The following is a 22464-nucleotide window of genomic DNA, read 5'->3' on the forward strand; positions in this document are numbered from 1 at the left end:
TTTAAGTACGGAGACGCGGCCAGCGCCCCCATGTCACTCGACTTCACCGGCGTCGTCGCCGCCGCGAGTGCGGCGCTCTCGACCGTCACCGGTGCCGCTGGACCGGACGCCGACCGCCGCCGCGACGCCGCCCACGCCTCCTGCCGGTGTCGGCACGCGTTCGAGACGCCGACCGGGCGGTCGACCGACCGGACGGAACTCGTCGTGGACGCCGCCGACTGCCCCGGCGGCGGCGACCTGGCGCGCGCCCCGGCGTGTCGCGCCGCCGTCGTCGGCGCACTCGCCGACAGGGACGCCGACGTGGTCCGCGTGCGCGCGGACGGATTCGAACGGACGTACGACGACGACGCGGCGGGCGTCCTCCTCGCGGCGGGCCGGTTCGTCGAACGCGTCGCGTTCCACGACGAGTCGCTGGCGGACCGCGCCCGCCGCGACCCGGTGGCGGCGGTCCGCCGCGCGACGGGGCGTGCGGGACCGGTGGCTCGAATCGCCGCCGAGACGGGCCTCGCCGCGGGCGTCGAACGCGCCGACGACTACGAGACCCTCCTGCGGAGTTACGTCGGCCCGTCGGTGGCCCGGTCCCGCGTCGCCCGCCGCCCGCCGGCGGACGCCGTCCTCCTCGACCGCCGCGAACTCGACACCGGCGCGACGGTGCGACTCTACGACACCGGGGCAGGCCAGCTATACCACCTCACGCCCGTCGCCCACGAACTCGACGCGGCGGCGACGGCGACGCTCTCGGCGGCGCACGAGTGCCTCGCGCGCGGCGTCGTGCGGGGCGGCGAACGCGCCCCGGGCCGGGCGGTACGCCACGTCGCCGACGAGGACGACCCGGTCGAGGCGCTGTCGGCCGTCCTCGACCGCCACACCCGCGGCAACGGCGTCCTCGACGACCTGTTCGCCGACCCGCGGGTGACGGACGTGGTCGCGTCGGCGCCGGTCGAGTCGACCCCCGTTCGCGTCGCTCTCGACGGCGAACGCGTCCGCACGAACGTCCGTCTCACCCCGGACGGCGCCGCCGCCCTCGCCTCGCGGTTCCGACACGCCAGCGGTCGCGGGTTCTCCCGCGCCTCGCCCGCACTCGACGCCGCCGTCGACGCGCCGGACGGGTCCCGAGTCCGCGTCGCCGGCGTCACCGCCCCCGCCAGCGACGGCATCGGGTTCGCCTTCCGCGCCCACGGCGACGGCGCGTGGACGCTTCCGGGCCTCGTCGCCGCCGGGACGCTCCCGGCGGAGACGGCGGCGTTCCTCTCGCTCGCCGTCGAACGCGGCGCGACCGGACTCGTCGCCGGAACCCGCGGGGCCGGCAAGACCACGCTCCTCTCCGCCCTCCTGTGGGAACTCCCCGCGACGACGCGCCTCGTCACCGTCGAGGACACCCCCGAACTCCCCGCCGAAGCGCTCAGAGACGCCGGGCGCGACGTGCAGGCGCTCCACACGGACCTCGCGGACGACGGCTCGTTCTCGCCGACAGACGCGGTCCGCACCGCGCTCCGACTCGGCGACGGCGCTCTCGTCGTCGGCGAGGTGCGCGGCGAGGAGGCGAGCGCCCTGTACGAGGCGATGCGCGTCGGCGCGCACGGTCACGCCGTGCTGGGGACGATACACGGCGACTCGCCCGCGGCCGTCCAGGAACGCGTCGTCTCGGACCTCGGCGTCCCCGAGTCTTCGTTCGCGGCGACTGACCTCGTCGTCACCTGCGCCCGCGACGGCGGGGACAGGCGCGTCGAGACGGTCGCCGAAGTCCGACGGAGCGACGACGGCGTCCGCTTCGAGTCGCTGTACGAACGCGACGGTGACGACGTGTGCGAGACGGGCGTCGTCGCCCGCGGCGACAGTTCGCTGGTCGCCGCGCTCGCCCGGCACGACGAGTCCTACGCGGACGTGCTGGACGCGCTCGACCGCCGAACCGCGACGCTCGCCCACCTCGCGGAGACGGACCAGACGCGCCCGGACGACCGGTCGAACGTCGGCGGCGACGACGGAGGGCGTCGATGACGGACCTCGCTCGCGCGGCGGCGTCGCTCGCGCGCCTGTACCCGCGACCGGTCGAACCCGCGGACGACGTTCGCGCCGCGCTGTCGTACCTCGGGAGCGACGCCGACGCGGCGACGGTCGTTCGCGCCGGCTACGCGCTGTCACTCCCGCTGGCCGTCGCCGCGTTCGCCGTCGTCGTCCTCGTCGCCCCCGGTGCTTCGCTCGTCGCCGGTCTCGCCGGCTCCCTCGCCGTCGGCCTCGCGGCCGCGCACGCCGCGCATCGACTGCCGGTCGTCGCCGCCCGACTCCGCCGGACGCGCGCGCTGGGCGAGTCGGCGGCGCTGGTTGGTCGCGCGACCCTCCGGATGCGACTCGGGCCGACGCCGGAACGCGCCGCGTCGTTCGCCGCCCACACCGCGGACGGACCGCTGGCCGACAGCCTCGCGGCGCACGTCCGGCGCGCGCGCGGCACTCCGGACTCCGGGTTCGAGACGTTCGCCGCCGAGTGGCGCGACCGGTTTCCGGCGCTGGACCGCGCCGTCTCGCTCCTCCTCGCCAGCGCCGACGCGCGGGCCGAGGACCGCGAACGCGGCCTCGACCGCGCGCTCGACGCCGTTCTCGACGGCACGCGCGACGAACTCGCGACGTTCGCGGCGGACGTCCGCGGTCCGACGACGGGCGTCTACGCCTTCGGCGTCCTCCTCCCCCTCGCCCTGGTGGGCGTCCTGCCGGCGGCCCGCGCGGGCGGCGTGTCGGTTCCGACGGCCGCCTTCGTGGCCGTCTACGACCTGCTCCTCCCGGCCGGACTCGTCGCCGCGAGCGCGTGGATTCTGCTCCGCCGCCCCGTCGCCCTCGCCCCGCCGCGCGTCGACGCCGCGCACCCCGACGTACCGTCGTCGCTCCTCCCGGCCGGACTCGTCGCCGTCGTCGCCGCCGGCGTCGGCTGGGTCGTCGGCGCGACAGTCGCGCCGTGGGCCGACGCCCTCACCGCCGTCGGCGCGGGCGTCGGGTCGGGACTGGTCGCGCGGTACTACCCGATGGCGCGGGTCAGAGCGCGCGTGCGCGCCGTCGAGGACGGACTCGACGACGTGCTCTCGCTCGTCGGGCGGCGCGTCACGGCGGGCGACTCGGTGGAAGTCGCCGTCGAGTCCGCGGCGGACGCGGTGTCGACGCCGGCGGGCGACGTGTTCGCCGACGCCGCCGGCGTCCGCCGCCGCCTCCGCGTCGGCGTCCGCGAGGCGTTTCTCGGGCGTTACGGCGTCCTCTCGGACCTCCCCAGTCCGCGGGCGCGGAGCGCCGCCGCACTGCTCGCCGTCGCGGCGACGGAAGGGCGGCCCGCGGGGCGGGCCGTCGTCGCCACCGCCGACCACCTCCGCGAACTCCGACGGGTCGAGAGCGAGGCTCGTCGGGAACTCGCGTCGGTGACGGGCACGCTGTCGAACACCGCCGCCCTGTTCGCACCGCTGGTCGGCGGCGCGACGGTGGCGATGGCGGCGCGGATGGGCGCCGCAGAGACGGCGCTGGTCGAGGGCGGCGCGAGGACGCTCGGTCCGTCCCTCCTCGGCGTCGCCGTCGGAGCCTACGTCCTCGCTCTGGCCGTCGTCCTGACCGCGCTCTCGACGGGTCTCGACCGCGGACTCGACCGGACGCTCGTCGGCTACCGCGTCGGCCTCGCCCTCCTGTCGGCGACGGCGGCCTACCTCGCGGCGTTCCGCGGGGCGGCGCTGGTGTTCTGACTACCCCTGGCCGCGCCGGGGACTCGCACGAGTGTTTATATACCGAACCGCGGCCAGACGGCCCATGCTCGACCTCCCACTCGACTCGTGGTACGCGTGGCTGGGCCTCTCGCTGGCGGGCGTCGCTCTCGTCGGCGCGGCGTCCGGACTGCCGACGGTGCCGCCGCCGAACGCTGACTCGGCGGCCGCGACGGTGGACCGCGTGGCCGCCGCCGAGTACGCGGCGACGGCCGAACACCCGCTGGACGCGACGGCGGTCAGACTCGGCACGCGCCGCCTCGCACTCCGGAACGACGCCGGCACCGCGCACGCGACGCTCGCGTTCGGTCCGGTCACGCCCGTCCCGACGAACGACTCGGCGCTTCGGGACGTGGTTCACGGCGCGCACCCCTCGACCGCGTTCGACACGCCGGAGGCGTTCCGGCAGGCGATAATCGACGCCCGCGCCCGCGGCGGCGACGCGCCGTGGCGCGCGGTGGACCGCACGCTTCTCGTCCGCAGAACGACCTGGGAGGGGGTCGATGTCGTCCTCGTGGACGCGTGAGGCGCGCCGCAGGGCGCAGGCCTCGCCGATAGCCGCGCTGGCCGCCCTGTTCGCCGTCTGCGCGGGGCTGAGTCTCTACGCGACGGTGCTCGGCGGGTCCGTGCCCCTCGTTCAGGGGGGCGGCGTCGCCGACCCGACGCTGGACCGCGTCCACGACGCCGCGACGGACGGCGGCGTGGCCGCCCCAGACCGACTCGACCGGGCGGCGACTCGGGGACCGGACGGTCACCGTCTCAACGTCTCGCTGACCGTCGCGGACGAGGCGTGGACGGTCGGTCCGTCCGTCCCGGGAGGCGCGACCGACCGCGCGAGTCGCCTCGTGAGCGTCCGTCTCGCGCCGGGCCGGGTCGAACCCGGTCGCCTGTCGGTGGTGGTGTGGTCGTGAACGCCGCCGTCGACGCCGCCGTCTTCCTCCTCCTCCTCGGAGCGGCCGTCGTGGGCCTCACCGCCGCCGACGCGGGGCCGGGAGCGGCCGACGCCGACGCCGACGGCGACGCGGACGCCGTCGCGAACGTCCTCGCGACCAGTACCGCGACGGTGAACTACACGCTCTCGCCCGGCGCGCGACGCGCGGCCGAGAGCGGGGCCGACTTCGAGCGAACCGCCGGCCCGGAGTTCGAACGGACCACGCACGGGTCGCTCGCGGGCCTCCTCGCTCGCGCCGCCGTCGGAACCGCGGGGTTCGGCGACGACCCCGTGACGCACGCCCGCGACGACTTCCGGTCGGCCGTCCGGGACGCCGTGGCCGCCCGTCTCGAACCGGTCGGCCTCCGCGTCGACGCCGTCTGGCGCCCGTATCCCGATTCACCGGTCGAGGGACGCGTCGCGGTGGGTGAGGTCCCACCGGCGACGGCGACGACCGACACGGCGACGCTGTCGGTGCCGGCGGGGACGCGATCGCTGGCCGCGAACGAGACGCGCGACTTCTCGTCGCTGTCGAGCGCCGTCGCCCGCCGTACCGTCGAGACGCTCGCGCCCGCCGGACAGATGCGACTCGCCCTCCGCGGCGACGCGCCCGTCTCCACGCTCGTCGGGTATCGATACGACCGCCTCGCCGCGGAACTGAACACGTCCGTCGACTCGCGGACGGCCGACGCCGACACCGAGGCGGCGAACCGGCGTCTCGCGGCCGCCCTCGCGCCGCGCGTCGAGTCCGACCTGCGGGCGCGCTACGACTCCCCCGAGGACGCCGCGGCCGCCGTCGGCGTCGCGGAGGTTCGAATCGTCGTCCGGACGTGGGAGGCGGGTCGCTGATGCGTCTCGCTGACGACGAACGGGCGCGCGTGCCGTTCGCCCTCGTCGGCGTCCTCCTCCTCGTCGGCAGTTCGACGTTCGCCGCGTCGCTGGCATCGCCCGACGCGGGCGTCGTGGACCGCTCGACGGACGTGGCGATGGACCGCGCGGACGCCGAGACGACCGCAGCGCTCCGCGTCGCCGCCCGCGAGGCGGCCCGCGCCGCGGCGAGGGACCCCGTGACGACGCCCGCGAACAACTCGGTCGGGCGAGCGCTCGGACCGAACGAGACGTTCCGGAACTACCTGCGCCTCCGCGTCGCAGTCGCCGCCCGCGACGCCCTCTCGACGGTCGAACACCGGCGCGGCACGACGACGGCGCGGGCGTCGCTGCCGCCCCTGTCGAACGGCCCCGGCGCGGCGATTCGGAACGTCTCCGTCGCGGGCGAGGACGGCCGCCGCGCCCTCTCCGTGACGGTTCGCAACGTCTCGCTGGTCGCGAGCAGAGACGGGCGCGTCGTCGCCGACCGGACGGTGACGCGGCGCGTGACCGTCGCGGTGCCGGTGCTCGCACTCCACGCGCGCACGACCGACTACCAGAGACGGCTGAATCGGTCGCCCGTGTACGCGCCGGGACTGGCCCGCCGGACGACGGCCGGACTCCTCGCGGTCACGCAGGCGCGTGCGGTCGCCCAGTACGGCGGCGTCCCCGTCGAGAACGTCCTCGCGAACCGGCACGTCGAACTGTCGACCAACGCCGGCGTCCTCGCGGCCCAGCGCGCGTCGTTCGGCCGGGTGGACCCCGACGCCGAACGCGGCGTTCGCGCGGCCACGCTCCGCACCGGCGTCGCCGACGTCGGTGCCGTCGCCGGCGGCGGCCCGGCGACCGGCCGCGTCGTCTCGGCGATGCCGAGTCCGAACCCGCGCCCCTCGCCCCGGCAGTTACCGACGCAGACGCTCGCAGTCGGCGTGAACGAGACGGCGGACGACGCCTTCCTCGCGTTCCTCCGCGGGTCCGACGCGCCGACGCGGCCGGGACTGGACGCCGTCGTCGGCGACGGCTACGCACCGAACCTGACCGTCGTCGCGGCGGTGACCGAGGCGCGCGAGGGGCACCGACCGGCACCGGACGCGCCCGGTCCGTCGTGGTCGCTCGTCACCGAGGACGTGGCGACGACGGTCACCGTCGACGACGCCGAGGGGGCCGCGACGCCGCCGGCCGTCGGCGTCGGCGAACGAGCGTTCGAGACGACGGCCCGGCGGGTCCACAGCAGCCACACGGTCACGCGGACGTGGCGCGCGGCGAACCGGTCGCGGCGGACGACGACCGCCGAGTGGACCGACCGCCATCGCGTCCGCGTGGCCGTCGTCGGGTCGCTTCGGACGCTCCCCGGTCCACGTCGGCCGGTCGACCCCCTGTTCGACCGCGGCGGCGCGCTCTCGGGGCCGAACCTCGAGTCCGTCCCGCGTCGCGCCCGCGCGGAACTCGCCTCTCGGGGCGGCGCGGACGCCGTCGCCCGGCGGGCGGTGACGGGCGACGCGAACCGCGCGCCGGCACCGGTCGCCGCGCCCCGGCCGTCCGGCCTCCGCCCGTGGGTGTACGAGGACGTGGCGACACTCCGCGAGACGGTTCGGAACGTCTCCGTGGAGGTGGACGCGCGCGACACCGCCACCGGCCGGGCCAACGCGGCGGCCGAACTCGCCGCGACCCTGCGGGACCGCAGAGCGGAACTCGTGGGCGCGCCGGCGACGTACGACGGCGTCGCGGACCGGGTTCGCGTCGCCGCGCGGGCGGCGTACCTCGACGCGGTCCTCGCGAGACTCGACGAACGCGCCGCCGCGGCCGACGGTCGGAACGGCCGTCTCCGCGACGCCCTCGCGTCTCGCGGCGTGAACGCCACCCGGGTGAGCGCTCACCTGTCGAGTCGTATCGACGCCGGTGGTCGCGGTTCGGCCGCGCCGAACGACTCCGCCGCACCGAACGACTCCGCCGCGTTCGTCCCCGACGGCGACCCCGCCTATCTCTCGCTGTCGGGCGTGGACGGACGCGCGGTCGACGGCGTCGCCGACGGCGCGACGTACACCCCGCTTGCGACCCGCAACACGAACCTGTTCACGCTCCCGTACGGCGACCTCGCGAACGCCGTCGTCGGGAGCGCCCTCGGCCCCGGCGGCGACGTGTCGCTCAGAACCGCCGGCCGCGCCCTCGCCGCCGCGAACCGGACGCTCGCGGTCCGCGACGACGCGACGCTCCGCGCCAGACGCGACGGACTGCAAGACGACGTCGAACGCTCGTTCGGGTCCGTCAGTCGGACGGCCGCCGCGACGGTCGAACGCGAGACGGACCTGACGCGCGCGGAGAGCGAGAGGGTCGTCGCCGCCGGACTCGCCCGGTGGGACGGCGTCGGCCGCCGGGCCGTCGCCGCGGCGAACGGGTCGCTCGCGGCCGCCGTCGCCGCGGAGTCTGGGGTGCGCGGTGTGATGGCTCGCGACCGACTGGCGACGACGCTGCGGGTCGACCTGCGGGAGGCGACGACGGCGTCGCGGGTTCGCGTCTCCGAGGCGGCCGTGAACGACACCGTGACGCGGACCCGAACCGTCGCGAAGGAACTCGCTCGGGAGGCGGCCTCCCGCGCCGCGGACCGGGCCACCGGTCGCGTCCTGAACGGGACGCTCGGCGCCGTCCCGGCGGGCCTGCCGCTCTCGCCGACGCTGAGTCCGTGGGTCGCCACGACGAACCTCTGGGTGGTACAGGCGCGCGGCGCGTACGCGCGGTTCAGTGTCTCCGCCGGCGACGGGGCGGTGCCGACGACGTACGTCCGCGACGGCAGCGCGGTCCGTCTGGACGCGGACGGGGACGGTAGCCGAGAACTCGTCGGGTCGAACGACCGCGTCGGATTCCGGTTGCGGACCGTCGTCGTCGCGGCGGTCCCGCCCGGCGGGAACGGCGTCGGCGACGTGGACGGCGTCGCGTCCGAGACGTCTCCGGCGTGGACCGGCCCCGCGCCCGGGCCGCGGTGCGACACGTCGACGGGGCGGTGCCGGCGGGAGTGAGAAACCGTTTTGCCCGAGGCGCGGCGAGTGCAGGTATGCTCTACGACGCGGCCGACGACCCGGCGTCGCTATCGAGGACCGAGTTGCGAGAGGCGTACGAGCGACAGATTCGAGACGTGGTCGACGGCGTCGGCGTCGAGACGGCGGCGGCCGAGTCCGGCGTGGACGCGGACCTGGTCGCCGACGTCGCCGCGGGCGAAGTCCCCGAGATGCGCGTCGAGGAGGCGGCGGCCCTGTTGGCGCTGTCGGACGACTATCCGGACAGCGAGGCCATCGTCCTCGAACTCCGCGACCACCTCCTGCTGGGGATGACGACGGGCGTGCTGGACGTCGACACCATCGCCTCGAACGTCGAGTTGGGGCTCTCCGGACAGGAGATTCAACAGGCCTTGGAGGGCCGCAACCCGATGACGCTCGAACAGTTGGCGGCGATCCACCGCTTCATCGCCGAGCGAAACGACCGATAGATGGCGCACGCAGTCGTCCTCGGATGCGGGTACGTGGGCCTCGAACTCGGCCGCCAACTCGTCGACGAAGGCCACGACGTGACGGGCGTCCGTCGCTCGGACGACGGTCTCGCGGCCGTCGAGTCGGCCGGACTGACGGCCGCACGCGCCGACGTGACCGACCCGGACTCGCTGGCCGCCCTCCCGGACGCCGACTGGGTCGTGTTCGCCGCCAGTTCCGGGGGGCGCGGCGCTGACGCCGCCCGGCGCGTCTACGTCGAGGGGTTGCGGAACGCCGTCGACGAGTACGGCTCCCGAGCGTCGCCGCCGGACCGACTCGTCTACACCTCCTCGACCGGCGTCTACGGCGACCACGGCGGCGACTGGGTCGACGAGGAGACGCCGCTGGACCCGACGACGGAGAAGACGCGGGTGCTTGCGGAGGCCGAACGTGCGGCCGTCGAGGACGCGGGCGAGGCGGGTATCGACGGCACCGTCGCGCGCTTCGCGGGGTTGTACGGGCCGGACCGCTACCGACTCGACCGCTACCTCACGGGGCCGGTCACCGAGGGCTACCTGAACATGGTCCACCGCGACGACGCCGCCGGAGCCGTCCGGTTCCTCCTCGACGCCGACGCCGCCCGCGACGACGCGGTCCTCGTCGTGGACGACGAACCGGTCGAGAAGTGGGCGTTCGCGGACTGGCTGGCCGACGAGTGCGGCGTCGACCGCCCGCCCAAGCGGACGAAGGAGGACCGACTCGACGACCCGGACCTCTCGGAGGCGGCGCGACGGCGCATCCTGACGAGCAAGCGGTGCTCGAACGACCGACTCCGCGAACTCGGCTACGAGTTCGCCTACCCGACGTACCGCGAGGGCTACCGCGCGGCCGTCGACGCCTACCGCGAGTCGGCGACCGGGAGCGAGTAGGGCGCGTCGCGGCACATCCTGTCGCCGTTCGAGCGTCGAATCGAAGGAATCTTCATACGTATGGCTCTGGACCACAGCGTATGGATTCGAGCGCGACCGCCGGTGCGGCGGACGTCGCCGCGCAGGTGGTGGGCGGGGCCGAGTCCGTCTTCGGGACGCATCCGGAGTTAGTCGCCGCGCTCATCGTGGGGACGGTGGCGTTAGTCGGTGGGCTGTACGCCATCCTGCGGTTCAAGCGACCGATGGGGACGCGATTTCTGGAACGCCTCTCGGAGTTGGACGAGGTGGCGGTGTTGATGCACCCGAACCCGGACCCCGACTCGATGGCGGCCGCCATCGGCGTCGCCTGTCTCGCGGAGCAGGTCGGGACGACGGCGCACATCCAGTACTCCGGACAGATACGGCATCAGGAGAACCGCGCGTTCGAGACGGTGCTGGACCTCGAACTCGACGCCATCGACCACGTCACCGACCTCGCGGCCGAACACGTCGTCCTCGTGGACCACAACCGCCCGCGCGGGTTCGCGGGTGCCGACGGCGTCCTCCCGTTCGCCATCGTGGACCACCACCCCGGCGAGGGGACGGGCGAGCAGTTCACCGACGTGCGGACGAACTACGGCGCCAGTTCCAGCATCGTCGCCGAGTACTTCCGCGACGTCGGCGCGAAGCCGGTCCCGCCGGACCGCCACGCGAGCGAAGTCGGCTCCGAGTACACCGTCCCCTCGACGGTGGCGACGGGCCTGCTCTACGGCATCCTCACCGACACCAAACGGCTCACCGCGGGCTGTTCGGACGCCGACTTCTCCGCCGCGGGCTACCTCTACCCCGGCGTCAACGAGGACATCCTCGACCGAATCGCCAACCCCGAGGTGTCGAAGGAGGTGCTCGAACTCAAGGCCCGCGCCATCGCCGGGCGCGACGTCCGCGGGCCGTTCGCCGTCAGCGACATCGGGACGCTCTCGAACGTGGACGCCATCCCGCAGGCGGCCGACGAACTCATCCAGTTGGAGGGGGTCACGGCCGTCGTCGTCTGCGGCGAACGCGACGGCACCCTCTACCTCTCCGGTCGCTCTCGCGATGACCGCGTCCACATGGGCCGGACTCTCGAACACGCCCTCGGCAACGTCCCCGGCGCGTCGGCCGGCGGGCACGCGCGCATGGGCGGCGGGCAGATTCCGCAGCGAGACGGTCACATCCTCACCGACGGCGGCGACGCCCTCACCCGGACGACGCTGTGCGAACGCCTGTTCGACGCCATGTCCGGCGACGTGTAGGGCCGTCGCCCGAGTCGAGAGCGAGGGGCGTTCGCGCCGTCGAAGCCGGAGCGCGTTTACGCCGCCGACCCGTACCGCGCCGCATGGCGACGACATCCGGCACGTGGGGGTACCGCGACCAGTTCGGCGACGCGTTCGCGCGGACGTTCTTCCGCCGGTTCGGCCCCGGCGTCGTGTCGAGCATCGGCGTCGGGACGTACCTCGGCGACCCGACGGACGACGCCGACGCCCGCTACCGCGAGGCGCTGACGACGGCACTCGAATCAGGCCTGAACCTCGTCGACACGGCCATCAACTACCGCTGTCAGCGGAGCGAACGCGTCGTCGGCGACGCGGTGCGCGCGGCGGACGTCTCTCGCGAGGAAGTCGTCGTCGCCACGAAGGGCGGGTTCGTCCCGTTCGACGGCTCCCGCCCCGAGAACCCCGGCGCGTACGTCCGCGACGAGTTCGTCCGCACCGGCGTCGTCGAACGCGAGGACCTGGCTCGCGGGAGTCACGCCATCTCGCCCGCGTTCCTCGCTGAGTCGCTCGACCGGTCGCTGTCGAACCTCGGCCTCGACAGCGTGGACTGCTACTACGTCCACAACCCCGAGACGCAGTTGGCCGTCCGGTCGCGCGAGGCGGTGTACGACCAGTTGGAGGCGGCGTTCGAGACGCTCGAAGAACGGCGATTGGCGGGCGACGTCGGCGTCTACGGCGTCGCTACGTGGGAGGCGTTCCGCGTCCCGCGCGACCACGACCGCTACCTCTCGCTCCCCGAAGTCCACGCCCGCGCCGAACGCGCCGCCGAGTCGGCGGGCGCCGACGACTGCGGACTCGCGGCGATTCAGCTCCCGTTCAACGTCAGCATGGCCGACGCGTTCGGCGTCGAGGCGCACCGCCACCCGACCGAGGACAGAGACGTGAGCGCGCTCTGGTACGCACAAGAGGCCGGACTCGACGTGTTCGCCAGCGCGAGTCTCGCGCAGGGGGACCTCGCGGCGTCGATACCGGAGACGGTGGACGCGCAACTCTCGGGGGAGACGCCGGCCCAACGGGCCATCAACTTCGCGCGGAGCGCACCCGGCGTGACGGCCGCACTCGTCGGCACCGGGTCACCCGACCACGTCGCGGAGAACGTCGCCGCGGGGACGTTCGAACCGCTCGGCGCCCGCGCGTTCGACGCCGTCTTCGAGTAGCGCGTTACCGCAGTTCCTTCCACTCGCTGCCGCACTCGGGGCAGGTCCGCACGGAGAACACCTCGTCGGGGTCGTTCCGCTTCTTGAGCGACTCGCCGCACTCCGCGCAGGTCAGTCGGTCGTACGTGTCTTTCTCCAGTTCGCCGTCGCGCAACCCCTTCCGCGTGCTCTTCATCCTGCCTCGGCTTTCGCAAGGCGCGTGTAAAAACCCGCGGTACCGAGTCTCACACCTGATACGGGGGCCGTTCGGCGGCGAACGCCGGCAAGACCCGCCGCAACGGCGTTCCGGAACGCTTGAAGTGCCGGGGGCGGAATCGGAGAGCGTGTCACGAGGCCGGCTGTTCGGAACGCTGTGTTCGATGGTGTTGCTCGTCAACCTCGCGCGGGTGGTGTTCGCCCCGTTACTGGAGCAACTCATCACCGTCTTCGGCATCGGCGAGGGCACCGCCGGCCTCATCGCGACGCTCGTCTGGGTCGGGAGCGCGATTCCGCGCATCCCAACCGGGTGGGTGCTGACCCGCGTCCCCAGACACCGCGTCGTCCTCGGGACGGGCGTGATTCTGACCGTCGCGTCCGCGTTCACCGCCGCCGCGAACTCCGTCGCCATGGTCGCCGTCGGCGCCCTCCTGATGGGGCTCTCCTCCGGCGTCTACTTCGTCTCCGCCAACCCCCTCGTGAGCGAACTCTACCCCGAACGCGTCGGGCGCGCGATGGGCATCCACGGGATGGCCAGCCAACTGGCGGCCGTCGTCGCCGCGCCGTTCGTCACGCTCGTCCTCACGCTGTTCGTGGAGTGGCGCGTCGTCTTCGTCTGCATCGGCGTCGTCGCGTTCGTCGCCACCCTCGCACTCTACTGGACCGCGCGGCGGACCGACCTGCCGGAGGCGGGCAGCGAGGACCGGAACCTGCTCGCCGCGGCGGTGACCCAGTGGCGCGTCATCCTCCTCGGCGTCGTCATCCTCGGCTTCACCGGCTTCGTCTGGCAGGGGCTGTTCAACTTCTACGAACTCTACATGCAGACGAAGGAGGTGGGCGACGCGACGGCGAAGAACATGCTGACGCTCATCTTCGCCGCGGGCGTCCCCGCCTTCTTCGTCTCGGGGCGACTCGCCGACCGACTGCCGCGCGTCCCCTACCTGCTCTCTATCGTCGCCGCCTTCGTCGTCGGCGTCCTCGCGTTGACCGTCGCGGAGGGTCTCGTCGCCCTGCTGGTCCTCACGGCGTTCGTCGGCTACGTCATCCACAGCCTGTTTCCGGCGCTGGACACCTACCTGCTCGACACGCTGCCCGACGAGAACCGCGCGAGCGCCTACGCCGTCTACTCGGCGGGCATGATGGTCGTGCAGGCGTCCGGCTCCTCGGTCGTCGGCGCTCTCCGCGAGGGCGGCGCCGTCTACGAGGTGTTTCGAAGCGTCACCGCCGGGATTCCGCTGCTCGGCACGCTCCCGGCGGGCGGCCTCTCGTACGACGCCATCTTCACCGGCTTCGCCGTCGGCCTCGCCGTCGTCGTGACGACGCTGCTCGTCCTCCAGCGAGCGAACCGCCTCCCGCAGTAGCGGGCGGCCTCGTTCTCGCGGCGATGTCCTCGTTGCGGCCGCCGGAACCGACCCCGCACACGCGCTGGAACCCTCCCGTTTTTCTGCCGTCACTCCTCACGAACGACTGATGGAGTACGTTCAGGAGCGGGTGGCGACGCTGCACGACCTGACCGACCCGATTCCGGACGCGCCGACGGAACGGGCGGCGGTGGTCGTCCCGATGACCGAACGCGAGTACGCCGGCCTCGCCGCCGACCGCGTGCTCTCGGTCCTCGAACGCGTCTCGCCCGCCCGCGTCGTCGTCCCCCTCCGCGCGCCGCGAGAGCGCGTCGGCCCGTTCCGCGAGTGGCTCTCGGAGTACGACCTGCCGCTCGAGGTGTTGTGGTGCGACGGGCCGCGCGTCGCGGACCTGCTCGAACGCGTCGGCGCGGACGGTGACCGCGGGAAGGGGCGGGACGTGTGGCTGGCGCTGGGCCGCGCCGCCGAGGAGGAGTTCGTCGTCGTCCACGACGCGGACACGAAGACGTACGACCGCTCGTACGTCTCTCGCCTCCTGTTCCCGCTGGCCGAGGGCTACCGGTTCTCGAAGGGTTACTACGCCCGCGTCGAGGACGAACGCCTGTACGGACGCCTGTTCCGCCTGTTCTACGCGCCGCTCGTCCGCGCGTTGCTGGACGAGACGGACGCCCCCCTCCTGCGCTACCTCGCGTCGTTCCGGTACGCGCTGGCCGGCGAGTTCGCCATGACGAGCGACGTCGCGCGGTCGATTCGCGCGCCGCGGTCGTGGGGGCTGGAAGTCGGCGTCCTCGGCGACGCGTTCGACGCCGCCGGGTTCGAGGGCACGGCGCAGGTGGACCTCGGCGCGTACGAACACGACCACCGCGCCGTCTCGGGACCGACCGGGCTGTCGGACATGAGCCGGTCCGTCGGCGAGACGCTGTTCCGGACGCTCGCGGACCACGGCGTCGCGCCCGACTTCGACACGCTCCCCGACCGCTACCGGGAGGCGGCGCTCACCCTCGTCGAGCAGTACGCCGCGGACGCGGCGTTCAACGGCTTCGAGTTCGACCGGGCGGGCGAACGCGAACAGGTGGCGACGTACGCCGAGGCGGTGGCCGAACCCGCCGGCGAGGACGGGCGACTCCCGCCGTGGTCGGACGCGCCTCTGTCGCCCGACGACGTCGTCGCCGCCGCCGTCGCCGACGCCGAGGAGGTGTCGTCGCGATGAAGGAGTCGGTGTACGACGAGTTGGCGGGCATCGCGGACATGTTCGACGTGCTCACGCGCGCGGAACTGGAACGCGCCCTCGACGAACTCGCGTTCAAGAAGGGGAAGAACATGGACGACGAGGCGGTGGCGGCGGCCGTCGAGAGCGCGGTTCGGGACTACTACCTCGTCACGTACGACGACGCGGACGGCGAACGCGTCGTCGCCGGCCCCGTCGCGTTCCCGACGCTCCCCGAGAACGCCGAGGACCTGCCGCACATCCTCGACGTGGACGACCGGACGCCCGACGACGAGGCGGTGACCGAGGCGACGGCCGACCGCCTCCGGGCCGACGCCGAGGCGGCGATAGCGTCCGGCGACGACGAGCGAATCCGGCACCTCCTCGACGTGACGTACGACGTGGAACTGTGGGCGGCGCGCGACGTGGACGTGACCGAGGTTCGGTCGCGTCTCGACGCCGAACTGGACGACTGACCGACTCGCGGCGGTGCCGCGAGAGCTAAACATAAGCGTCTCCGACAGTTCGAACCAGTATGGACCTCTCGCGGGTGGCGTCGCGCGACGCCGAGACGGTGACCGACGCGGGCCGGCAAGCGGCGGTCGTCGCCCCGGTTCTCGTCCGCGACGGCGAGGACCACGTCCTCTTCACGAAGCGCGCGGACCACCTCGGCGAACACCCCGGACAGATGAGTTTCCCCGGCGGGTCCCGCGAACCGAGCGACGACGACCTGCGCGCGACGGCCCTCCGCGAAGCCTACGAGGAGATCGGCCTCGGAGCCGACGAAGTGGAGTTCTTCGGCCGCCTCGACGACATCGAGACGATCACGGACTACTCCGTGAGGCCGTTCGTCGCGCGGATTCCCGACCGCGAGTACGAACCCGACGAACGCGAAGTCGCCGAGATAGCCGTCCTCGCCGAGTCCGACCTCACGGACCCCGACAACTACGAGTCCGAACTGCGCGTCCGCCCGCAGTACGGCGAACTCCGCATCCACTTCTTCCACGTGGACGGCTACACCGTCTGGGGGGCGACCGGCCGGATGCTCGTCCAACTGCTGGAACTCACGACCGACTGGCGGATGCCGGCGGAACCCGACCGGGTGGTCGACCCCGACGCCGAACTCCCCCTGTGAGCCGATACCGAACTTCCCCTCTGACCCGACGCCGAACTTCCCCTCTGACCCGACGCCGAACTTCCCCCCGTTGGTCCGACGGGCGTCGCAAATTGTAGTCACGAACGACGCGTTTATGCTGACCGCTCGGTAACAGGAGTCCATATGGTCGCACAGACGATTGATCGCGTTCCGCGACGACGGTAGTTCTCCTCCCGTGAGTGGTGATACACGATGTTGACCGGTGAGCGTAGCGTCTCGCAGACGGGTCTCGACGCGGTGGCCCTGAAGCCGAAAGAGTGCGACGTGCGGGCGGCCCTCGACACGCCGTTCGACACCGTCGCCGTCGACTACGAGGGTCGCGAACACCTCCCCGATGCGGACGTCCTCCGCGAACTCGCCGCCGACCGGGAGGTCCGCCTCACGACGCCCGTCCGCGCCGACGGCTTCGACCCGACCGGCGACGACGAACTGTGGGACTGGATTCCCGATGGGGTCCGCCGCGTCCTCGTGGCGGGCCACGGCGCCTACCTCACCGAGGCGGAGGCGAAGCGAGCCGTCTCCCCGCGCCTCGCGGCCGGCGTCGAACGCGCGCCGGACGCGTGGGTCGGCACCGAGGGCATCGAACGCGTCGCCCTCGCCGTCGGCGGGACGCAGTACGAACTGCTCTCGCGGCGGACCGTCTCGAACCTCCGCGCCCTCCGGGCCACGGGCTACGACGGCGAGATAGCCGTCTACGCGCCGACCGTCCTCACCGACGACGAGGACGCCATCCTCGACGCCGTCGGCGCGTACGCCGCGCGGCGGCGACCCGTCGCCAACGCGTTGCCCGAGGGGGCGGCGACGGACTCGAACGCCGCGGGCCGCGCCCGCGAGGTGATGACCACCGCCGTCCGCGACTACGCCCTCGTCGGTGACGTCGACACCGTGAGCGAACGGGTCGCGGCGTTGAAGGACGCGGGCGCGGACCTGGTCGTCGGCTACCCCGCCCGCGGCCCGGCGGAGTTCGCTGAGTAGCGGCGTCGAGCGTCGAGAACGGCACTCCGCGCCGTCACCACGAACAGCCGAGCGTCGTCGACCGCAGTTCCGACGCCACGCCGTCGGGGCGAACGACGGCCGCGGTGGTCGAGTCGTTGCAGTCGAACGCCGACCGGTCGACGTCGACGGTGCCGCCGACGCCGTCCGCCGCGAGGCTGAACCGGTAGCGGCCGGGGTCGTCGAGTCGGTAGGCGACGCGGCGTCCCGCGTCGAGTTCGAACGTCCGCGAGGTGACACTCCGCCACGACCCGAACCGGCGTCGGGATAGCGCGACCGATATCTCGCGGGTCGCGTCGAACCCGTTGGCGACGAACACGGCGTGCGGACCGTCTCGCAGACCGTCGTCTATCGGCGTCCGACGGCCGACGGCGAACGCCGCCGTCTTCGGACCGTCCGCCTCGCCGGAGACGAAGTGGCCGTCGGAGACGGCGGCGGGGGCGAGTCGCTCCACGGGCGTCGGAGCGAGTTCGGCGACGGCGACGCCGCCGACACCGACGCCGAAGGCCCCCGCCAGAGCGACCAGTACTCGCCGCCTCGTCGGTCCTGTCACGCTCGTGCGTTTCGGCACGCGAACAAGTATTTTCCGCAGAATGTAGCGCTCCGCTACCGGTTCTCACGTCGGCGCGCCGTCGCGGACCGACCGCCTCGGCTCGTGTCCATATAAGTGCCGTCCCGACGACCCACGGATATGTCACGGGACGACTCGACACACCTCCACGAACACACGACGACCACCGCGGCGGACAGACTCGACGCCGCCGCCGTCGCCCTCCTGCCGACGGGCGCGATAGAGCAGCACGGGCCCGCCCTCCCGTTGGGCACGGACTACCTCGCCGCCCGCGCCGTCGCCGACGCGGTGGACCGGTCGGACGTGGTCGTCCTGCCGCCGGTTCCGGTCGGCGTGAGCGCGCACCACCGGCAGTTCCACGGCACCCTCGCCGTCTCGCCGGAGACGTTCGCCGACTACGTCGCGGAGACGGTGGAGAGTCTCGCCGGCCACGGGGTCCGAAAGGCCGTCGTCGTCAACGGGCACGGCGGGAACGACGACGCCCTGCACCGCGCCGCCCGCCGCCTGCGACGCGCGGAGACGGCGTTCGCCGTCCCGTGGAACTGGTGGTCGAACCTCGCGGACCTGACCGAGGACCTGTTCGGCACCGACGGCATCGGCCACGCCGACGAGGTGGAGACGAGCATGGTGTACGCCGTCGCCGAGGAGTTGGTCCGCGGGGGCGCCCTCGCGGACGCCGAGGACCGCGGGGCCGACTCGTGGGGCGTCGACGTGGCGGGGGCGTCGCTCCCGTACGACACCGCCGACTTCACCGACAGCGGTGCCGTCGGCCGACCAACCCGCGCGTCCGTCGAGGCGGGCGAGCGACTGTTCGAGGCGGCGACCGACGAGTTGGAGACGCTGGTCGAGTGGCTCGCCGACCGGCCGTTCGAGTCGCTCCTGCCCCCCGAACACCGATGACGGGCCGCGAACGCGACACGGCGTCCGGCGACGGCGGCGTCGACGACGAACTCGCCCGACCGTTCGACGTGCCCGACGGGTCGGGCAGACGAGTCGCCGTCGTCGGCGCGGGCGCGGTGGGTCTGACGGCGGCGGCGGACCTCGCGACGGCGGGCGCGTCGGTGACGGTGTACGAACGCGGCGACGTGGGCGCGGGGTCGTCGGGCCGCGCGGCGGGCGTCCTCTACGACGCGTACGCCGAGGACGTGGACGCGCGGATGGGCGCCCGCGCCCTCGCCCGGTTCCGCGCGTTCGACGGCGAACGCGGCTTCTCCGTCACGCCCTGCCCGTACGTCTTCCTCGCGCACGAGTCGGACGAGCGAACCGGCGACGCCATCGCCGAGACGGCCGGGCGGATGCGCGTCCACGGCCGCGACGTGACGACGACGGACGGCGACGGCCTCCGCGACCGGTTCGGCGACGCCCTCCGCACCGCCGACGTGGGAACCGCCGCCGTCGCCGCCGGCGCGATGTGGACCGACCCGGCGTCGTACGTCGCCGCGACGGCCGCCCGCGCCCGGGAGGCGGGCGTCGAGATTCGCACCGATACCGAAGTCGGCGTCCGCACCGACCCGCCGGGCGTCGTCCGCGACGGCGCGGTCACCGAACGCTACGACGCCGTCCTCGTCGCGGCGGGCGCGCACACGGGACGGATGCTCGCCGACGCGGGCGTCTCCCTCGCCACGAAACCCTACCGCGTGCAGGCACTCGTCAGCAGACGCCGGTACGACGGGCCCATCTGCTACGACGCCACCGAGGGGGCGTACTTCCGGCCGCACCCCGAGGGCCTCCTCGCGGGCGACGGGACGGAGACGGTGGCGGCCGACCCCGACGCGTGGGACCGCGCGGGCGACGACTGGTTCGTGGCGGACGCGACGGCCGTCCTCGAAGCGCGGGCGGGGCACGACGCCGACGTGGCGCGGGCGTGGGCCGGTCTCTGCACCGCGACGCCCGACCGAAAGCCGTTGCTCGGCGCCGTCGCCGACGGCGTCTACGTGGCGACCGGGTGGCACGGCCACGGCTTCATGTGGTCGCCGGCGTCCGGAGAGGCGGTCGCGGCGGCGATGCTCGGCGGCGACGCGTTGCCGGACGCGTTCGACCCGCGCAGGTTCGACGGGTCAGAAGAGTTCGAGGTGGTGGAGGGGATGGCCGTCGAGTGAGCGGCGTTACCGGTCCAGTCCGGCGTCGTTTCCGTCGTCGTCCTCGCCGTCGGCGGCGTCGTGTTCGCCGTCCGTCTCGGCCGTCCCGTGTTCGTCGTGTCCGTCGTGTTCGCCCTCGCTGCCGGCGGCGTCCTCGTCCGCGTCGGTCGAGTCGGTCGACTCGACCCCCGAGTCCGTCGCGTCGATGTCCGTCGCGGAACCCGTCGCCTCGACCCCCACGTCGGTCGTCTCGTCCTCGTCGGTGACTTCGACGTTTCGCGCCTGTTCGTCCTTCGGTATCTCGACGCGGAGCGTCCCGTTGGCGCCCAGCGTCGCCGTCGCGCCGCGGGCGTCGACGGCGGCGTCGTCGGGGAGTTCCGCGCTTCCGTCGAGCGACAGGCCGCGACCCGGGAAGCGCATCTCGAACCCCTCGTGGAAGTCGCGGAAGCGGTCGATTCGGACCTGCACCTCGCCGTCGAGGAAGCGAACCTGCACGTCGCTTCGCTGGACCCCGGGCGCGTCGAAGACGACGAGGTAGGCGTCGTCGCTCTCCAACAGGTCGTACGGCAGGGGCTTTCGCTCCTGCACGCGGCTGACACCGCGGCCGATGCGTTCGAGGACGCTCCGTGCGGCGGATTCGCCGAACTCTTTGAGTCCGCTCATGATTACAGTTCGATGGCTTCGAGGCAGTCGGTCCCTCGGCAGTACGGACAGGCGAAGTCCTCGACGCTCACGTCGTCCGGCATGTCGTACGTGTAGTGCATCTCGAACATGTCCAACTCGCAGTCCGAATCCGTACACTTCACTTCGAGGGTCGCAGGCATGGCCGTACGTTGTTCTCCCACGATGATAAACACGCGGGCTTCGGCTCACCTCGCCGCGGTAGTTCGGTCTTCGCGGCGTTCAGTCGTCGCCGAACGCGGGGTCGGCGGCCGAGACGGGACGCGGCGGGTCGGGGTCGGCGGGCGCCTCGCGCAGGGGCCTTCGGTACCACTCGATGTCGTGCCACGCGCCGAGTTTGAACCCCGCGGCCGGGAAGCGGCCGAGGTGGTCGAAGCCCACCGCCTCGTGGAACGCCGCGCTCTCGGGGTTCGGCGCCGCGAGGGCGGCGTAGGCGGCGACGTAGCCCTGTTCGCGGAGCGTCTCGAACAGGCGGCCGTACAGCGCGCTCCCGACGCCGCCTCGCTGGACGGCCGGGTCCACGTAGACGGACGTCTCGACGGCCCACTGGTAGGCGTCGCGTTCGCGGAGCGACCCGCCGTAGGCGTAGCCGACGACGCGCCGGTCGGCGGCGTCCGTCTCCAGCGTCGCGACGTACCACGGGTAGGCGTCGGCCGACAGTTTGCGGCGTATCTTCTCCCGCATCGCGTCGACTGACGGCACCTCGGTGGCGAACGTGACGGGCGTCTCGCGAACGAACGGGGCGTAGATGTCCCGTATCGCGCTCGCGTCCGCCGGCTCGGCAGGACGGACGGTCACCGTCGGCTCCTCGTCGCTCATACGTCTCTGAGGGACGTGGCCCGGGATACGTCCCCCGATGACGGCAGGACTGACGGCCCGCCGGTGACGACGGGACTGACGCGGGGTCGGCGACGACCGGGCGGAGGAACCGTGAGCGCTTTCTCCGTCCCGTCCTCCCACTCCGGCGTGACCGCGTTCCACCCGCCGACCACCGTCTACGGCGTCGACTTCAGCGGCGCGCGCCGCGCCGGCGACTCGACGTACCTCGCCGAAGCGACGGCCGACGGCGACGTCCTCCGGGTCGAATCTGTCGCCGCGGCACCGTCGCGACTGGGGACGGACGCCGCCCGCGAGTCGGTCCTGCCCGCCCTCCGGTCGTTCGTCGCCGAGGCAGGGCCCCGGGCCGCGTTCGGTCTGGACTTCTCCTTCGGTCTCCCGGCGTTCCTGCTCGACGCGGCCCACGTGGCCGACTGGGACGCGTTCGTCCGCTGGTTCCCGGACGGCTTCGCGGACCCGAGCGCGTTCGCCGACTGGGCTGGGTCGGTGGCCGCCGACCGAGACGGCGACCGGACGTACTACCGCCGCGAGACGGACCGTCGGGTCGGCGCCACCTCGCCGTACCACTTCTTCGTGAAGGCCCAGACGTTCTACGGGGTCCGCGACGTGTTGAAACCCCTCGTGACGGACGGGTCGGTCCGCGTCCTGCCGATGCACGCCCCGGACCCAGCGACGCCGTGGGTGCTCGAAGCCTACCCCGCGGCGACGCTCGAACGCCTCGGCGGGCACCGCGAACGCTACAAGACGGCCGACGCGGCGGGCCGACGGCGGCGCGCGGCGAATCTGGACGCCCTCGAATCGGCGGGGGCGACGGCCCCGGGCACGGTGACCGTCGCCCCCGACGTTCGGACCGCGGCCGTCGACGACGCCGACGGTGACGCCCTCGACGCCGTCGTCGCCGCGGTGGCGGCGTGGCACCACACCCGCGACGCGGGGCGACTCAGTCCCGACGGGACGGCGTGGCGGCGCGAGGGGCACATCTTCGCCGGACCGTCCCGAACCGAGTGACCGCCT

The 22464-nt window shown here is 73.4% G+C and carries 23 protein-coding genes; 18 read left to right on the forward strand and 5 right to left on the reverse strand.

The window, feature by feature from the left end; translation table 11 throughout:
* Positions 1–30 precede the first annotated feature (30 nt).
* From BM310_RS04855 to BM310_RS04900, 10 genes are all read left to right on the forward strand, one after another.
* The gene (locus BM310_RS04855) at positions 31–1998 is read left to right on the forward strand and encodes a type II/IV secretion system ATPase subunit (RefSeq protein ID WP_089805132.1); all 1968 of its coding nucleotides are present in this window, start codon (positions 31–33) and stop codon (positions 1996–1998) included.
* On the forward strand, positions 1995–3713 hold the full coding sequence (locus BM310_RS04860; protein WP_089805134.1) for a type II secretion system protein: 1719 nt from the start codon (positions 1995–1997) through the stop codon (positions 3711–3713). Before BM310_RS04855 ends, BM310_RS04860 begins: the two co-directional genes overlap by 4 nt.
* 64 nt (positions 3714–3777) lie before the next feature.
* Positions 3778–4257, forward strand: a complete 480-nt coding sequence (locus tag BM310_RS04865; RefSeq protein ID WP_089805136.1) for a DUF7283 family protein — start codon at positions 3778–3780, stop codon at positions 4255–4257.
* Positions 4235–4642: a DUF7285 family protein gene (locus BM310_RS04870; RefSeq protein ID WP_089805137.1), complete on the forward strand. Its 408-nt coding sequence runs from the start codon at positions 4235–4237 to the stop codon at positions 4640–4642. The genes BM310_RS04865 and BM310_RS04870 overlap by 23 nt, the downstream gene beginning before the upstream one ends.
* Complete coding sequence (locus BM310_RS04875; RefSeq protein WP_245778432.1) at positions 4639–5511, forward strand: DUF7284 family protein; 873 nt, start codon at positions 4639–4641, stop codon at positions 5509–5511. Before BM310_RS04870 ends, BM310_RS04875 begins: the two co-directional genes overlap by 4 nt.
* Entirely contained in the window at positions 5511–8543 is a 3033-nt protein-coding gene (locus BM310_RS04880; RefSeq protein ID WP_089805141.1) for a DUF7286 family protein, read from the forward strand. The genes BM310_RS04875 and BM310_RS04880 overlap by 1 nt, the downstream gene beginning before the upstream one ends.
* Positions 8544–8578: 35 nt before the next feature.
* Complete coding sequence (locus tag BM310_RS04885; protein ID WP_089805143.1) at positions 8579–9010, forward strand: DUF5791 family protein; 432 nt, start codon at positions 8579–8581, stop codon at positions 9008–9010.
* The gene (locus BM310_RS04890; protein ID WP_089805145.1) at positions 9011–9919 is read left to right on the forward strand and encodes an SDR family oxidoreductase; all 909 of its coding nucleotides are present in this window, start codon (positions 9011–9013) and stop codon (positions 9917–9919) included.
* Positions 9920–9999: 80 nt separating this feature from the next.
* Positions 10000–11193: a DHH family phosphoesterase gene (locus tag BM310_RS04895; protein WP_089805147.1), complete on the forward strand. Its 1194-nt coding sequence runs from the start codon at positions 10000–10002 to the stop codon at positions 11191–11193.
* 83 nt (positions 11194–11276) lie between these two features.
* Entirely contained in the window at positions 11277–12371 is a 1095-nt protein-coding gene (locus BM310_RS04900) for an aldo/keto reductase (protein WP_089805149.1), read from the forward strand.
* Positions 12372–12375: 4 nt separating this feature from the next.
* On the opposite strand, the gene BM310_RS21245 is transcribed toward BM310_RS04900, so the two are convergent.
* Positions 12376–12546 carry an HVO_0758 family zinc finger protein gene (locus tag BM310_RS21245; protein ID WP_177232533.1) on the reverse strand — a complete coding sequence of 57 codons (171 nt, stop codon included), beginning with the start codon at positions 12544–12546 and terminating at the stop codon, positions 12376–12378.
* Between the two features lie 184 nt (positions 12547–12730).
* On the opposite strand from BM310_RS21245, the gene BM310_RS04905 reads away from it, so the two are divergent.
* The 5 genes from BM310_RS04905 to BM310_RS04925 all read left to right on the forward strand — a co-directional run bounded on the left by BM310_RS04905 (position 12731) and on the right by BM310_RS04925 (position 17265).
* Positions 12731–13927 carry an MFS transporter gene (locus BM310_RS04905; protein ID WP_089805151.1) on the forward strand — a complete coding sequence of 399 codons (1197 nt, stop codon included), beginning with the start codon at positions 12731–12733 and terminating at the stop codon, positions 13925–13927.
* Between the two features lie 109 nt (positions 13928–14036).
* Positions 14037–15137 (forward strand): glycosyltransferase family protein, encoded by a 1101-nt coding sequence (locus tag BM310_RS04910; RefSeq protein ID WP_089805153.1) that lies wholly within the window; start codon positions 14037–14039, stop codon positions 15135–15137.
* A complete protein-coding gene (locus BM310_RS04915) occupies positions 15134–15610 on the forward strand; it encodes a DUF7109 family protein (protein ID WP_089805155.1) in 477 nt (158 codons plus the stop codon). Before BM310_RS04910 ends, BM310_RS04915 begins: the two co-directional genes overlap by 4 nt.
* Before the next feature lie 59 nt (positions 15611–15669).
* Entirely contained in the window at positions 15670–16269 is a 600-nt protein-coding gene (locus BM310_RS04920) for an NUDIX hydrolase (RefSeq protein WP_089805157.1), read from the forward strand.
* Positions 16270–16482: 213 nt separating this feature from the next.
* Positions 16483–17265, forward strand: coding sequence for a DUF7388 family protein (locus tag BM310_RS04925; RefSeq protein WP_089805159.1), 783 nt, complete (start codon positions 16483–16485; stop codon positions 17263–17265).
* A 34-nt stretch (positions 17266–17299) separates the two neighbouring features.
* Here the strand turns inward: BM310_RS04925 and BM310_RS04930 are convergent, their stop codons facing one another.
* Complete coding sequence (locus BM310_RS04930; protein WP_143105108.1) at positions 17300–17836, reverse strand: hypothetical protein; 537 nt, start codon at positions 17834–17836, stop codon at positions 17300–17302.
* Positions 17837–17974: 138 nt separating this feature from the next.
* Between BM310_RS04930 and BM310_RS04935 the strand changes: the two genes are divergently transcribed.
* Both BM310_RS04935 and BM310_RS04940 read left to right on the forward strand, forming a co-directional pair.
* Positions 17975–18754, forward strand: a complete 780-nt coding sequence (locus BM310_RS04935) for a creatininase family protein (protein ID WP_089805163.1) — start codon at positions 17975–17977, stop codon at positions 18752–18754.
* Entirely contained in the window at positions 18751–19953 is a 1203-nt protein-coding gene (locus tag BM310_RS04940) for an NAD(P)/FAD-dependent oxidoreductase (protein WP_089805165.1), read from the forward strand. Before BM310_RS04935 ends, BM310_RS04940 begins: the two co-directional genes overlap by 4 nt.
* Positions 19954–19959: 6 nt before the next feature.
* On the opposite strand, the gene BM310_RS04945 is transcribed toward BM310_RS04940, so the two are convergent.
* From BM310_RS04945 to BM310_RS04950, 3 genes are all read right to left on the reverse strand, one after another.
* The gene (locus BM310_RS04945; protein ID WP_089805167.1) at positions 19960–20595 is read right to left on the reverse strand and encodes an Hsp20/alpha crystallin family protein; all 636 of its coding nucleotides are present in this window, start codon (positions 20593–20595) and stop codon (positions 19960–19962) included.
* Positions 20596–20597: 2 nt separating this feature from the next.
* Positions 20598–20756 (reverse strand): DUF7559 family protein, encoded by a 159-nt coding sequence (locus BM310_RS21250; RefSeq protein WP_177232534.1) that lies wholly within the window; start codon positions 20754–20756, stop codon positions 20598–20600.
* Between the two features lie 79 nt (positions 20757–20835).
* Positions 20836–21432 carry a GNAT family N-acetyltransferase gene (locus BM310_RS04950; protein ID WP_089805169.1) on the reverse strand — a complete coding sequence of 199 codons (597 nt, stop codon included), beginning with the start codon at positions 21430–21432 and terminating at the stop codon, positions 20836–20838.
* Positions 21433–21543: 111 nt separating this feature from the next.
* Between BM310_RS04950 and BM310_RS04955 the strand changes: the two genes are divergently transcribed.
* Positions 21544–22458, forward strand: coding sequence for a DUF429 domain-containing protein (locus tag BM310_RS04955; RefSeq protein WP_177232535.1), 915 nt, complete (start codon positions 21544–21546; stop codon positions 22456–22458).
* Positions 22459–22464 lie beyond the last annotated feature (6 nt).

This window comes from Halogeometricum rufum (assembly GCF_900112175.1).
In the GTDB taxonomy this organism is placed as follows: Archaea; Halobacteriota; Halobacteria; order Halobacteriales; family Haloferacaceae; genus Halogeometricum; species Halogeometricum rufum.